The sequence below is a fragment of the Bacillus sp. FSL K6-0138 genome, from assembly GCF_037982765.1.
GTDB lineage: Bacteria > Bacillota > Bacilli > Bacillales > Bacillaceae > Bacillus > Bacillus glycinifermentans.
On the sequence record NZ_CP150286.1, the window covers coordinates 1,439,443 to 1,453,179 of the forward strand.

General features: G+C 45.0%; 12 protein-coding genes, 1 tRNA gene, 1 pseudogene and 1 other annotated feature. Of the genes and pseudogenes, 13 read left to right on the forward strand and 1 reads right to left on the reverse strand.

Annotated elements, in window-relative coordinates:
- Window positions 1–155: 155 nt before the first annotated feature.
- The 10 genes and pseudogenes from MHB78_RS07825 to gdhA all read left to right on the forward strand — a co-directional run bounded on the left by MHB78_RS07825 (window position 156) and on the right by gdhA (window position 9,410).
- Window positions 156–1,265, forward strand: coding sequence for a GerMN domain-containing protein (locus MHB78_RS07825; RefSeq protein ID WP_046132000.1), 1,110 nt, complete (start codon window positions 156–158; stop codon window positions 1,263–1,265).
- Between the two features lie 122 nt (window positions 1,266–1,387).
- Window positions 1,388–2,131 (forward strand): ribonuclease PH, encoded by a 744-nt coding sequence (gene rph, locus MHB78_RS07830; RefSeq protein ID WP_046132001.1) that lies wholly within the window; start codon window positions 1,388–1,390, stop codon window positions 2,129–2,131.
- 25 nt (window positions 2,132–2,156) lie between these two features.
- Window positions 2,157–2,741, forward strand: coding sequence for an XTP/dITP diphosphatase (locus MHB78_RS07835; protein WP_046132002.1), 585 nt, complete (start codon window positions 2,157–2,159; stop codon window positions 2,739–2,741).
- Between the two features lie 20 nt (window positions 2,742–2,761).
- Window positions 2,762–3,274: a metallophosphoesterase gene (locus tag MHB78_RS07840; protein WP_046132003.1), complete on the forward strand. Its 513-nt coding sequence runs from the start codon at window positions 2,762–2,764 to the stop codon at window positions 3,272–3,274.
- 130 nt (window positions 3,275–3,404) lie between these two features.
- Window positions 3,405–3,478 (forward strand) — tRNA-Arg (locus tag MHB78_RS07845).
- 355 nt (window positions 3,479–3,833) lie between these two features.
- A pseudogene (locus tag MHB78_RS07850) lies at window positions 3,834–4,687 on the forward strand (T7SS effector LXG polymorphic toxin); the annotation flags it as partial.
- Window positions 4,688–4,895: 208 nt separating this feature from the next.
- Window positions 4,896–5,744: an HNH endonuclease gene (locus MHB78_RS07855; protein ID WP_231947372.1), complete on the forward strand. Its 849-nt coding sequence runs from the start codon at window positions 4,896–4,898 to the stop codon at window positions 5,742–5,744.
- An 18-nt stretch (window positions 5,745–5,762) separates the two neighbouring features.
- Window positions 5,763–6,230 (forward strand): SMI1/KNR4 family protein, encoded by a 468-nt coding sequence (locus MHB78_RS07860; RefSeq protein ID WP_231947371.1) that lies wholly within the window; start codon window positions 5,763–5,765, stop codon window positions 6,228–6,230.
- A 636-nt stretch (window positions 6,231–6,866) separates the two neighbouring features.
- The gene (locus MHB78_RS07865) at window positions 6,867–7,262 is read left to right on the forward strand and encodes an immunity 22 family protein (RefSeq protein WP_046132034.1); all 396 of its coding nucleotides are present in this window, start codon (window positions 6,867–6,869) and stop codon (window positions 7,260–7,262) included.
- 765 nt (window positions 7,263–8,027) lie between these two features.
- Window positions 8,028–9,410 carry an NADP-specific glutamate dehydrogenase gene (gene gdhA, locus MHB78_RS07870; protein WP_173427508.1) on the forward strand — a complete coding sequence of 461 codons (1,383 nt, stop codon included), beginning with the start codon at window positions 8,028–8,030 and terminating at the stop codon, window positions 9,408–9,410.
- A gap of 19 nt (window positions 9,411–9,429) precedes the next feature.
- Here the strand turns inward: gdhA and MHB78_RS07875 are convergent, their stop codons facing one another.
- On the reverse strand, window positions 9,430–9,717 hold the full coding sequence (locus MHB78_RS07875) for a hypothetical protein (protein WP_082094149.1): 288 nt from the start codon (window positions 9,715–9,717) through the stop codon (window positions 9,430–9,432).
- A 457-nt stretch (window positions 9,718–10,174) separates the two neighbouring features.
- On the opposite strand from MHB78_RS07875, the gene ilvE reads away from it, so the two are divergent.
- The 3 genes from ilvE to ilvN all read left to right on the forward strand — a co-directional run bounded on the left by ilvE (window position 10,175) and on the right by ilvN (window position 13,735).
- A complete protein-coding gene (gene ilvE, locus MHB78_RS07880) occupies window positions 10,175–11,089 on the forward strand; it encodes a branched-chain-amino-acid transaminase (protein ID WP_046132036.1) in 915 nt (304 codons plus the stop codon).
- 4 nt (window positions 11,090–11,093) lie between these two features.
- Window positions 11,094–11,351 (forward strand) — a binding site (T-box leader).
- A 144-nt stretch (window positions 11,352–11,495) separates the two neighbouring features.
- Window positions 11,496–13,220, forward strand: a complete 1,725-nt coding sequence (ilvB, locus tag MHB78_RS07885) for an acetolactate synthase large subunit (RefSeq protein WP_046132037.1) — start codon at window positions 11,496–11,498, stop codon at window positions 13,218–13,220.
- Window positions 13,217–13,735 carry an acetolactate synthase small subunit gene (gene ilvN / locus MHB78_RS07890; RefSeq protein ID WP_046132038.1) on the forward strand — a complete coding sequence of 173 codons (519 nt, stop codon included), beginning with the start codon at window positions 13,217–13,219 and terminating at the stop codon, window positions 13,733–13,735. Before ilvB ends, ilvN begins: the two co-directional genes overlap by 4 nt.
- Window positions 13,736–13,737: the final 2 nt, after the last annotated feature.

Below are 13,737 nucleotides of genomic sequence, written 5' to 3' on the forward strand. Positions count from 1 at the left end.
ACATGAAACAAATGAGCATCTTCTCATGCGGAAGATGCTCATTTTGTTTTCTTAAAATGTTCCCCCTCGGGCCCTGAGACCAATTCAAACAATTGGTCTATTTTGCATAAAGGCTCGTATACATAGTAGTACAAACAGTCTTAGGAGGGAAAGGTATGCCGAAAAAAGGGATGATGGGAATCGCGGTGTCTGTGACGGCCTCCGTGCTGCTTCTTTCCGGATGCGGTCTGTTTCAGTCAGATCAGGCATCAGAGGAAATTGATCCGCCGCAGGATATCACATATGTAAAAGAGGAGAAGGATCAAGACCAAACGGATCGGACGAAAGAAAAAACAGATGACCAGGACGGCAAAACGACAAGCGAAAATAAAGCGGAACAAAATGGCGATACGGTCATGAGGGAGCTTTATCTGATCGATAAAAACGGATATGTAACGGCACAGACGCTTCCGCTTCCAAAACAGGAAGGAACGGCAAAACAGGCCCTTGAATACCTCGTTGAAGGAGGTCCGGTCTCAAACATCCTTCCCAACGGTTTCAGAGCCGTGCTGCCGGCGGACACAACAGTAAATGTCGACATTAAAGAAGATGGCACAGCCATCGCCGATTTTTCAAACGAATTTAAAAATTATAAAGCAGAAGATGAACAAAAAATCGTCCAGGCGATCACATGGACTTTAACGCAATTTAACTCCATCGACAAAGTGAAAATTCGGATGAACGGGCACGATTTAAAAGAAATGCCTGTAAACGGCACGCCGCTGCCGGAGAATTTGAGCCGCGAGGACGGCATTAATATTGATACCGCAGGTGTTACGGATATGACAGCCACACAGCCTGTTACCGTTTATTATTTAGCCGAGACGGATGAAGGCACATACTATGTCCCTGTTACAAAGCGCGCATCTGACAAAGAAAGCGATCAAGTCACGGCAGCGATTGAAGAACTGACGGAAGGCCCGAGCAAAAAAAGCGGATTGCTGTCGGATTTCCAGGGGGACGTGAAGCTCGAGAGCAAGCCGAAAATTGAGGACGGCCACGTGACGCTCGACTTCAATGAAGCCATTTACGGAAGCGCAGACGGGCAAAAGAAAGTGATTTCCGATGAAGTGTTAAACAGCATCGTGCTGACGGTAACCGAACTGCCGGATGTTAAAAGCGTATCTGTCACCGTAAACGGAAAGGCCGAGCTTGTCAATGAAAAAGGAGAAAAGCTGTCAAAACCGGTTTCAAGGCCGAGCAGGGTGAACACAGGTAGTTTTTAGCCGGAGATTTTTGATATACTATAAAAAAAGAGGTGGGCGTATAGAGCTGCCTCTTTCTTTATTCAGTTTTCGTTGACAGGAAATCTGCGAAATGTTTATGTACATACAATCGGAGGTAAAACATGAGATACGATGGAAGACAAAATGACGAATTGCGCCCTGTAGAGATGGAACTTGACTTCATTACCCATCCTGAAGGATCGGTGCTGATTACGGTCGGCAATACAAAGGTGATTTGCAACGCGTCCGTAGAAGACCGAGTTCCGCCGTTTTTGCGCGGAGAAGGGAAAGGCTGGATTACGGCAGAATACAGCATGCTGCCACGCGCCACGAATCAGAGGACGATCAGGGAATCGTCAAAAGGAAAAATTTCCGGACGTACGATGGAAATCCAAAGGCTGATCGGACGAGCTTTGCGGGCGGTCGTTGATTTGGAGAAGCTCGGCGAACGGACGATCTGGATCGACTGTGACGTGATTCAGGCGGACGGCGGAACGAGAACGGCTTCGATCACCGGGGCATTCACCGCGATGGCGCTTGCCGTCAGCCGGCTTATGGAAAACGGGACGCTGAAAACGATGCCGATCACTGACTTTTTGGCTGCCACTTCAGTTGGAATCGACAAGGAGCACGGACTCATTCTTGATTTGAATTATCAGGAAGACTCGGCAGCAGAGGTTGATATGAACGTGGTTATGACGGGGGAAGGCCGCTTTGTCGAGCTTCAGGGAACCGGTGAAGAAGCGACATTTTCAAAAAGCGAACTAAACGGTCTTTTAGAGCTTGCCGAAAAAGGGATTGCCGAACTCATCGAAAAACAGAAAGAAGCGCTCGGTGACGCTGCAGCGGCCATTCAGCAACAATAAAACTTTCAGAAAGGCTTGATACGAAATGAAAGAAGTCATCATTGCCACAAAAAACGAAGGAAAAGTCAAGGAATTCAAAGAAATGCTCGCCCCGCGAGGCTATGATGTCAAATCATTACTGGATATCGGCTATACGGCCGATATCGAAGAAACCGGACAAACCTTTGAAGAAAACGCAATCATCAAAGCGGAAACGATTTCGAAAGCGACCGGCAAAATCGTGATTGCCGACGACTCCGGCCTGTCCGTCGATTATCTCGGCGGAAGGCCGGGGGTCTACTCGGCACGCTATGCCGGAGAAGAAAAAAACGACCTCGCCAACCTGCAGAAGCTGTTAAAAGAACTCGAAGGAGTCGAAAAGGAAGACCGTTCGGCAAGATTCAGATGCGCGCTTGCCTTATGCATTCCGGGACAGGAAACGAAAACGGTCGAAGGGGCCGTCGAAGGCTATATTACAGAGGAGCCGATGGGGACGAACGGATTTGGCTATGATCCGGTGTTCCTCGTCAAAGATAAGGACCAGACGATGGCTCAGCTTTCAAGCAGCGAAAAAAACAAGATCAGCCACAGGGCGGATGCGCTGAAAAAGCTGACTGCATTATTGGATTGACACGGAGAGGGGGTGCCGGAATGAAGGTGCTGATCGTAAGCGACAGCCACGGCCTTGAAAATGAACTCGAAACAATCGCCAAACGTCATGAGAAGGATGCCGATCTCAACATCCACTGCGGAGATTCCGAGCTTGACCCTTCTCATCCGGCGCTTGCTTCCTACTTGACGGTAAAAGGTAACTGCGACTTTTACGGGGAATTTAAAGATGAAATCGTTGTACCGGTCGGCGAGCGGAAGCTGTTTTTTACACACGGACATTTATACGGCATCAAGCAGTCACTGTTAAATGTGTATTACCGGGCGGAAGAACTCGGAGCCGATATCATCTGCTTCGGCCACTCCCACATCGCCGGCAGCGAGCTGATGGACGGAAAGCTGCTGATCAACCCCGGCAGCATCCGCCTTCCCCGGATGCGAAGGGAGAAAACTTATGCTATACTAAGCATTGACAATAACAACGCAGAAGTCCGCTTTTACGATACATCCGGACAGGAAATCGAAAGCTTAACAAATCGTTGCCGATTGCCGTAACATTCATGAGGAAGAATTTCTTCTTCCTCGTGATGAAAAAAATTCTAAAAAAATGTTGACTTATGGGCACAATACGCATATAATAAATCTTGTCGCTGATAGTTAAAGCAAACAAAAAACAACACATCATGTCCCAGTAGCTCAGCTGGATAGAGCAACGGCCTTCTAAGCCGTCGGTCGGGAGTTCGAATCTCTCCTGGGACGTTAAGCTGAAAAGCCTCAAATTTCTTGGTATACAAGGGTTTGGGGCTTTTTTCTTTAAGATCAAAGGTAAAGGCGTAAAAGCTGTGGGGAAAAATTCTGGTATATTCGATAAAATATCATTATACCCCTATAAATACTGTTCAAACGTACATATTCAACCTGCACCATCTTCTAAAAGCATGTCTACAATCTTAAAGCCATTTTTATTTTTAATACTTCAAGAAACAGAAGGTGGGTTTTTTGACCTGATCAATAAGATTCATTTTCGTGGATAGACAGGATTTATTCACCAATTTCTTTCCGTAAAGTGGTAAACTCTATACTGATTGTAACTTTAGTATTAGAGGGGAATGCCATGAAGACTCTTGATGTCCATGCGTTGCACCATGCAATTGATCAAACGCTGGAACAATTAAAAAAGCAATCAGAAGAAATCGCCAATCTCAAAAAAAGCGTTGACGGGATAACGGCTCTTGATGATGCTTTAAAAGGTAAAGGAGGCGACGCGATTCGCGCCTTTTATGAAGAATGCCACACTCCGTTTTTGCGGTTCTATGAATCTTTCGTCGAGGAATACGAGTCATCTGTAAAAAAGTGAAAAATGCACTGAATTCCTTGGAACCGAATCACAACGGTTATATTTCGCAAGCCTTTCTCGATCACGATCTGGAACAAGGCTTAAACGCGGCTGATCGAACAACGAAACATTTGGTATCAAAAGCTAACGCCGCGATTTCAAAAGTCAGCCATATTGTTGATTTGCCGGATTTGAATGACAATGATTTTCATGAACAAAACCGAAAAGCAATGAAAGACATCAATCAGACAATTGAAAAGCTGCACACTTTTGACAGGGAGCAGACAAACGCCCTCAAAACCGCTGAAAACGATCTTGAGACGATGCAGAGGTACATAACCAAGCTTGAAAAAATGTATACGGGTCCTAAAATTGAGATTGCAACCTATCAAAAAGGCTCGATTTTAAAGCCGGATGAGATGGATGCTTTACGCGGGGATCAAGAGACAGCGATGGGCGTCATGTTGGATAAGCTTGATAAGAGATCAAAGCTTGAAAAAGAGATTAGCGAAGTTAGCGAACATGATGTTCAACTTTATAAGCTGAGGAAAAAGCTCGAAAATGCATCCGATTCAGAGGAATATATTAAGATTGCTAAAGAAATCGGTTATGATAATCTCACACCAGAAGAAATGGAGCATGTTAAATCCATTGAGTTCTGGGACGATCCTCTTCAAGCGACAATTAATAATGTTAAAGAGGCCGGTCAAGGCCTTTTAGACGGTGTAGTGGACGCAGGGGAAAAATTAGATGAGGCGGGGGAAAAATATTTAGGTCCTGTATATAAATCAGTTAAAGGCAGTGCGGTCGCCGGATATGATCTTGCGAAAGATTTTGTTGATGGCGGAATTCAGCTGGGATGGAATATCGGATGGTTTAGATACTGTTCTTGGATACGATTATAAAGGCTCTTTTCTGAGTATGATTGACACGTTGGCGGAAAAATGGGATGAGAAGGTAGTACATGGGGATGCGTATTCAAGAGCGCATTATTTTACTTATATGATCGGTAGCCTGTGGGGCTTGAGAAACGGAAAATCTTCTGTTTCAACTGGCTCAAAAGATATTGCGAAAGCGGGAAAAACAGCGGTAAGTAAGGTGAAGAAAGCCGGTAAGGCCGTAAAACAGTCAATCAAGCCACCTAATAATCGATATACTCCTGCATTGCAAGGGATTCTTCAAGATGCACCGAATTCTATTAACGTGAAGAATACGCCGATGGTATTAAAAGAATTGGCCGAGGATAGAAAGAAAAGTGTGCTTGTACAAGCTGCTCCATACACATATAAAGATTCTTCAGGAGCAACGAAAACAATCAATTTGAGAATGGGACATTTAAAAAATGACAAGCATCCCATTACAGGCGTTCCGTACGATAAAGATGGCTTTCCTATTTTTGAAGTAAAGCATACATTGCCTCTTGATAAAGCTGATTATAAGAAAACCCGTACTGCACAATTTTCAATTCTTAATAAGAAGCTATATAAACAGATTAAAGAGAACCCCATAATACAGAAAGACTTAGGGTTGACCGATAAAGAAGTTTTAATGTTACAAGCTGGCTTTACACCTAAGAAATATACATGGCATCACCATCAAATTCCTGGGCGAATGGAACTTGTTGATTCTGAAATCCATGCAAAAACAGGACATACTGGAGGCCAAAAAATATGGGGGAGAGACTCATAAATAGAAAGGAGAACCTAGATGATGATTCAAGAAATAAACTGGCTTAGTCCATCAGAGTATAAAGAACTTTCAAATAAAGACATTAACGCTGTAGAAAATAAAATGAAGGTAGCTTTTCCATCCGACTATAAAGAAATTGTTAAGAAATATCAGGGGTGCGTACCTTTAGATAAAAACGTTGTTGAAATTGGAAGTTTTAAAGAGTCTTTTAATTTTCTTCTTACAATTGAAAGCGATGAATATATAGGAATACTAGAAGTTTACGACTCTATACAAGATCGATTAGTAGAAAATGTGATTCCGTTTGCAAATGATCCAGGAGGAAACTTTTATTGTTTTGATTATAGAGATTCCTCTGAACCTAAAATTGTTTTTTGGGATCACGAAGAGGCTTATACAAATCCAGAAAAAGCGTTGATTTACGTTTGTGAGAATTTCACAGAATTAATCAATGGACTCAGACCTCTTAAGGAGGACGAAGAGTAGTTTTTTAGCACCCAGTTTTATTTGGGTGCTTTTTAATGTTCATCTTCGAGAAAAATCCGACAAAAAGGGGGATAAAATAGGGGGCTTTTTTAATTCCACTTTGTTATACGATAGAGACAAGAAAAACGAACGTGAATATTGAGTCCAAGACGGAGAGCCTGCGGGCACTGATCTTTTGCACACTGTTGTTGTGAAGCTGATTGGGGACCGCTGTGCCAACAGTTAAAAGTGAGGAGTTTAATAATGGTTGAATTCATTATCAACTAAACAATTAGATGAACTCTGGAGTGATAAAAAAACTAGAAGGGCCATAGAAAGACAGCTTCGAGCTTCAGGAGGAATGCATAAGTGGCATTTAGTTTCACGAGCCTCTATACTTTTAAACACTGGGGAGTAACGGCAGAACAAATTAGAGAGCTGCGAACGGCAATAAATGAAGTGGAATTTGTTAACCCGACAGGAAAGCACGGTGGATTATGTTCTACTGCTGCTCACAACACTACTAAAGATTATAGACTCATTAAAAGATTATAATATGTTTGTAAGAGGATTAGACAATTGGGCCAATTACAGACTAAAAGGGGGAGTTGAGGCTTTGCCTGATGGGCTAAGGATAAAAAAATAGGAGGGTTTAAAATGGAACGAGAAAATTATGTCTCATTATGGATTGGTAGTATTCAAACTGATGATAAATTAAATGAATACGTTGAATTACCTTGCGATGAAGAAGAAGGTGACTTCCTCCCTTCTCCGTTTTTAATAGATTTTGACATAGATATTGATGATTTAGATGAAGATTTTATCGAAAAGGTTGTTTATGATCAAAATAAAGAATTGCTGCAAGAATTAATAGGTGGCTGTTCGTATGATGAAATCATTTTGTCTCGTTTTGAAGCTATTCAGGATAAACAACTTCCCAAGAATATAAACTCTGCCATTTTACTATATAACTTTGTTTATGAAGGAAAAAGAAATGAAATTGTTAACAATGGGTATACTTTTAAATTTGTAGGATCCGTTTCATATGTTTAAAGATAATATTACGAACTAAAGACATTTTATCCAATTTTTGTCGGCTTTTTCTCGGATTTGAGCATAAAAAACACTCAATCAGAGATTAATATTGAGGCTTATTCCCCCTGATCCGACCAATATGTACCTAATAGGCTTCTGATCAAAAGCAATCCCGCCACTGCAATGAGGGTGCCTAACATTCCGGGTAAAAGCAGATAGGCGATCATTAAACAAATAGCCGTTGTGACAAAATCTATAGTAAAACCTATTCTGGGGTGTCTCTTGAAATACCTTCTAATGTTTTTCAAATAATCTAAGCCTCCTATCGCATATCTTTTAAAAGATACCATGGGCATAAATGGTTCCACAAGAAAAAACAGCCCATGAAAGCGGCGCTATGAGCCTCTGTCACTTTTAACAAAATTTTATGCTGAACGATTCATTTTTTTATGACTCTAAATCGGGATCAACAAAAAATGTGATTTGAGCTGATACTTGAAAGCTCCCGGCATCCCACCCAAAACCTCGCTTTATTGGCCTAAACGTCTATTTTGATCAAGTAACTTTCGAAACGGCGATAGTCCGTTCCGCCTTGCCTTTCGCTCGTCACCGCCCTGCCTAAATACCCGCCAATTCACAGTTTTAGACATATATCTCATACAAGCAATGGTTTGATCTGTTATCCAGATTGATGGAAACGCCTCCAAGATGTAATATTTACCATGATAGAAAATCTTCCAACGTTCAATCGGACATCCAACTTAAAAAGGGAGCTGAAGAAAGGTGCACACACTAGAAAAAGCTGAAGAAACAAATATGCGAGCGGCGAGAGATTATGTGACAGAAGCGTTTGAAACCGTACGGCAGCGCAATATTCATGAAAGCGAATTTCTTCAAGCGGTAAAAGAAATCTTTGATTCGCTTGTCCCTGTTTTTGCGAAATATCCGAAGTATATTGAGCACAATATACTTGAGAGAATCGCGGAACCGGAACGAATGATTGTGTTCAGGGTTCCGTGGGTTGACGATCAGGGGACGGTTCGGGTTAACCGCGGATTCCGCGTCCAGTTCAACAGCGCGATCGGCCCGTACAAAGGGGGCATCCGTTTCCACCCTTCCGTTAACGCAAGCATCATTAAATTTTTAGGCTTTGAACAAATTTTTAAAAACTCTCTGACAGGCCTTCCGATCGGAGGCGGAAAGGGCGGATCCGACTTTGATCCAAAGGGCAAATCAGACAGGGAAATCATGCGTTTTACGCAGAGCTTCATGAATGAACTGCATAAATATATCGGACCAGACAGAGACGTGCCGGCGGGCGATATTGGCGTAGGCGCAAGAGAAGTCGGGTATATGTTCGGGCAGTATAAAAAAATACGCGGCGCTTATGAAGCGGGTGTTTTGACGGGGAAAGGCCTTGAATACGGGGGCAGTCTAACGCGCACAGAGGCCACCGGCTACGGGCTTGTCTACTTTGTCGAAGAAATGTTGAAGGATAAGGGGCTGAGTTTTGAAGGAAGCACCGTCGTCGTATCGGGATCGGGAAATGTAGCGATATACGCCATGGAAAAAGCGATGCAGTTTGGTGCAAAAGTGGTCGCCTGCAGCGATTCTGACGGATACGTATACGATAAAAACGGGATCGATCTTGATACTGTCAAACGATTGAAAGAAGTCGGGAACAAAAGAATCGCTGAGTATGTAGATGAACATCCTGACGCGCATTATTACACAGGCTGTTCAGGAATCTGGTCCGTGCCTTGCGACATTGCGCTTCCGTGCGCGACCCAAAATGAAATTGACGAAAAAGCGGCCGACATGCTGATCGCAAACGGCGTAAAAGCCGTCGGGGAAGGGGCGAACATGCCGTCTGAACAGGAAGCCATCGAGCGCTTTTTGAATTCTGGCATTCTGTTCGGTCCCGCAAAGGCCGCCAACGCCGGCGGTGTCGCCGTTTCTGCGTTGGAAATGGCGCAAAACAGCGCCCGTCTGCGATGGACGGCAGAGGAGACGGATCACAGGCTGCGCGATATCATGACAAGCATTTACCAAAACAGCATGAAGGCGGCCGGGGAGTACGGACGCCCTGGTGATTTATTGGCAGGAGCCAACATTGCGGGATTCATCAAGGTCGCCGATGCGATGATTGCTCAGGGGGTTGTTTAATTCAACGGGTGTTCCTTCTTTATCTGAACCCGCCGCCAACCCCTCTAAATCCATGCGCACCGACAGAGGGACTGCTGATGACTCCCGGGTGGCTGATGGCGCCTACGGGAGTGGGACCGGTTAATACGGAACCATACGGGTAGTACGTCATCGGGGTGCCGGGCGTATATACGTAAGTCATCTGAGGTCCAGGGTAGTATCCGGGATATCCCGGGAATCCCGGATATCCGAAAAATCCCGGATATTGACGGTACCCGTTTTCGTAAGAAGGATCAGAATACGGGAAAGCTGAGTATGTGCTGTACATATCATTCACCTATCTTTTCTTATTTTTATTAGTTTATGTGAATTATTGTAAATGGAGTCTGTACACGTTTGCTGGTAAAAAACCTAACCCGGCAAACCTGGGAGGCTCCATTTTTTCTGTCATGAAATGTGACAAAATAGTATAAAACTTCGTTTTCATTGTGTAATCTTTATAGATTACAGAAAAAATTTTTAATTATTTTTTAATTTCGAATTTCCTTTTATAGCAATCATGTAAGCGTATACAAGTAGATTGATAAATCTAAATTGTCTAATAATTTTAAAAAATACGGTTGACACTGTTTGTAAAGGAGCGTAATATGAGTTCAAACAAAAGATCAAATCGCTTTAGAGCTTTTCAATTTTCCCGAAGAATAACGGCGGGAAAACGGGTTCCCGCATCATGATTTTTTAATCAGGTAACGCGTTCATTTACAACAGAAAGGTGTGCTAAAAGGATGGGGGACCAGAAAGACCAGTGGATCTTCCTAAACGACAAACTCGTTAAAAAAGAAGACGCTAAAATATCAGTCTATGATCACGGTTTTTTATACGGCGACGGGGTGTTCGAAGGCATCAGGGTGTATGACGGAAACATCTTCAGAATGAAGGAGCACATGGACCGCCTGTATGATTCAGCAAGATCCATCCTGCTCGAGATCCCTTATCAGCAGGAAGAACTGACGGATCACGTTCTGAAAACGGTAGAGAAAAACGGGCTCAAAGATGCTTATATCCGCTTGGTTGTTTCAAGGGGGCCGGGAGATCTCGGACTCGATCCAAACAATTGTTCAGCCCCTAGTGTCATCATAATTGTCGAACCATTGGCAATATTCCCAAAGCATTTATATGAAACGGGAATTGATATCGTTACTGTGCCGACAAGACGAAACCGGCCGGATGTATTAAGCCCGAAAGTAAAATCCCTGAATTATTTAAATAATATTCTTGTCCGGATCGAGGCGCGGATGGCCGGGGTCAGCGAAGCGCTTATGCTCAATGATCAAGGCTATGTTGCCGAAGGTTCTGCGGATAATGTTTTTATTTATAAAAACGGAAAGCTTTTGACGCCGCCGGGATACCTTGGCGCGCTAGAAGGAATCACGCGCAATGCGATCATTGAAATCGCCGAAGAGCTCGGCTATGAAGTGAAGGAAGAGCCGTTTACCCGCCATGATGTATATACGGCGGAGGAAGTGTTTTTGACGGGAACCGCTGCCGAGGTCATCGCTGTTGTCAAAGTGGACGGCCGGCAGATCGGAAGCGGAAAGCCGGGAGTCCATACAAACCGGATGCTGGAAAAATTCCGCGAACGCGTTGTGCGTGAAGGAGAAAAGGTAAACTTTAACGATCAAAGCTTGAATGTCAGCTGAATAAAGATAAACGTAGAAGAGGATAAGTAACAGCGGAAACGCCGTCTACAGAGAGCCGGGATTGCTGGAAACCGGTGGCGGCCTCCGCTTGCGAACTCCCCTCTGAGTGCCGGTTTGAACGATTCGTTAGAATTTAGTAGGGCCGGCCGGGTGAACCGAAACGATCACTCGTTATTAAAGCGGATATAGTTATCCATAAGGCGGCCGTAACGGCCGTGAACAAGGGTGGTACCGCGGAAAGAAAAGCCTTTTCGCCCCTTTGGCCTGCGAGGTAAGCAGCGCCATTGTGGGCGGGAAGGCTTTTTTAGCTGTAAAGGCATAATGGATGCATGCTTTGCGGCACATATAGATCAAATCAAAATCAAACTTGAAGTTGTGAGTGATGAACAAATAAGGAGGAAGAAAAATGAGGACGAATGTACAGTTGGATGCAGATCATGCCCAATGTACACAAACGATGGCTGGGGCGTCGATGCTGATTGAAGCTTTAAAGCGGGAAAATGTTGAAGTGATTTACGGATATCCTGGCGGGGCTGTCCTGCCGATTTATGACAAACTTTACGGATCGGGAATGTTTCATGTGTTGACGCGCCATGAGCAAGGGGCGATTCATGCGGCGGAAGGGTATGCGAGAATTTCCGGGAAGCCGGGCGTCGTGATCGCCACCTCGGGGCCGGGGGCGACCAATCTCGTGACCGGCCTTGCCGATGCAATGATCGATTCATTGCCGCTGGTCGTGTTTACGGGTCAGGTAGCGACATCGGTCATCGGATCTGACGCTTTTCAGGAAGCGGATGTGATCGGGATTACGATGCCGATCACAAAGCACAGCTACCAGGTCCGGGAGGCTGAAGACCTGCCGAGAATCATTAAAGAAGCGTTCCACATCGCGACAACCGGCAGACCTGGCCCCGTTTTAATCGACATCCCGAAAGATATCGCCGGAATCGAAGGGGAATTCAGCTACGACCATGACATTCGCCTGCCGGGCTATCAGCCGACAAAAGAGCCGAATTATCTGCAGGTCAGAAAGCTTGTGGAAGCGGTCAGCGGAGCGAAAAAGCCGGTTATTTTAGCCGGAGCCGGCGTTTTGCACGGGAAAGCGTCGGAAGAATTAAAAAATTATGTCGAACAGCAGCAGATTCCGGTTGCGCACACGCTGCTCGGGCTCGGAGGTTTTCCGGCCGACCATCCGCTTTTCCTTGGAATGGCAGGAATGCACGGGACATATGCCGCGAACATGGCGCTGTATGAATGTGATTTATTAATCAGCATCGGGGCGAGGTTCGATGACAGGGTTACAGGGAATTTGAAACATTTCGCCAAATACGCGAAAGTCGCCCATATTGACATTGATCCGGCCGAAATCGGCAAAAACGTCCACACGCACATTCCTGTCGTCGGAGACAGCAAACTCGTCTTAACGGAACTGATCAAGCAAAACGGCAAACCGAGCGCTTCTGATGAATGGAAACAACAGCTTGCCGGCTGGAAAAGCGAATATCCTCTCTGGTATGAAGAGAATGCAGCCGAAGGCTTTAAGCCGCAGAAGCTGATCGAGTACATTCATAAATATACGAGGGGCGAAGCCATTGTGACAACAGACGTCGGTCAGCATCAAATGTGGGCCGCACAGTTCTATCCGTTCAAAAAAGCCGACAGATGGGTGACCTCAGGCGGTCTCGGCACGATGGGATTCGGGCTCCCGGCAGCAATCGGGGCGCAGCTTGCGGAGAAAGATGCAACGGTTGTCGCCCTCCTCGGAGACGGAGGATTTCAAATGACCCTTCAGGAGCTGGCGGTCATCCACGACCTCAACCTTCCGATCAAAGTCGTCGTGTTAAACAACCACTGTCTCGGCATGGTTCGGCAATGGCAGGAAATCTTTTATGATGAACGCTATTCCCATTCGAAATTTTCGTCGCAGCCCGATTTTATCAAGCTTTCTGAAGCTTACGGCATCAAAGGCGTCCGAATTACATCTGAAGAGGAAGCGAAAGAAAAGCTCGAAGCTGCTTTGACATCGAATGAACCGATGGTCATCGACGTTCAGGTCGCAAGAGATGAAAAGGTATTTCCGATGGTTGCACCTGGAAAAGGGCTTCATGAAATGGTGGGGGTGAAACCTTGAAAAGAATCATTACGCTCACGGTACTGAATCAATCCGGCGTCTTAAACAGGATCACGGGGCTGTTTACAAAACGGCACTATAACATTGAAAGCATTACGGTGGGACACACCGAAACAGAGGGCATCTCCAGAATTACGTTCGTCGTTCATGTGGAAGATGAAAAAGAAACCGAACAGCTGACAAAACAGCTAAATAAGCAGATTGATGTATTAAAAGTCACGGACATTACGAATCAATCCATCGTCCAAAGGGAGCTGGCTTTAATCAGGGTCGTCTCCCCTCCTTCGAGCAGAGCGGAAATCAACGGCGTGATCGAGCCGTTCCGTGCCACAGTGGTCGACGTCGCCAAGGACAGCGTCGTCATTCAGGTCACAGGCGAATCAAGCAAAATCGAAGCGCTTATTGAACTGCTGAAGCCATACGGGGTTAAAGAGGTTGCCAGAACAGGCACAACGGCTTTTGCAAGAGGTACTCAGCAAAAGCCGGCCTCTATTAAAACAATATCTATTGTATAAAT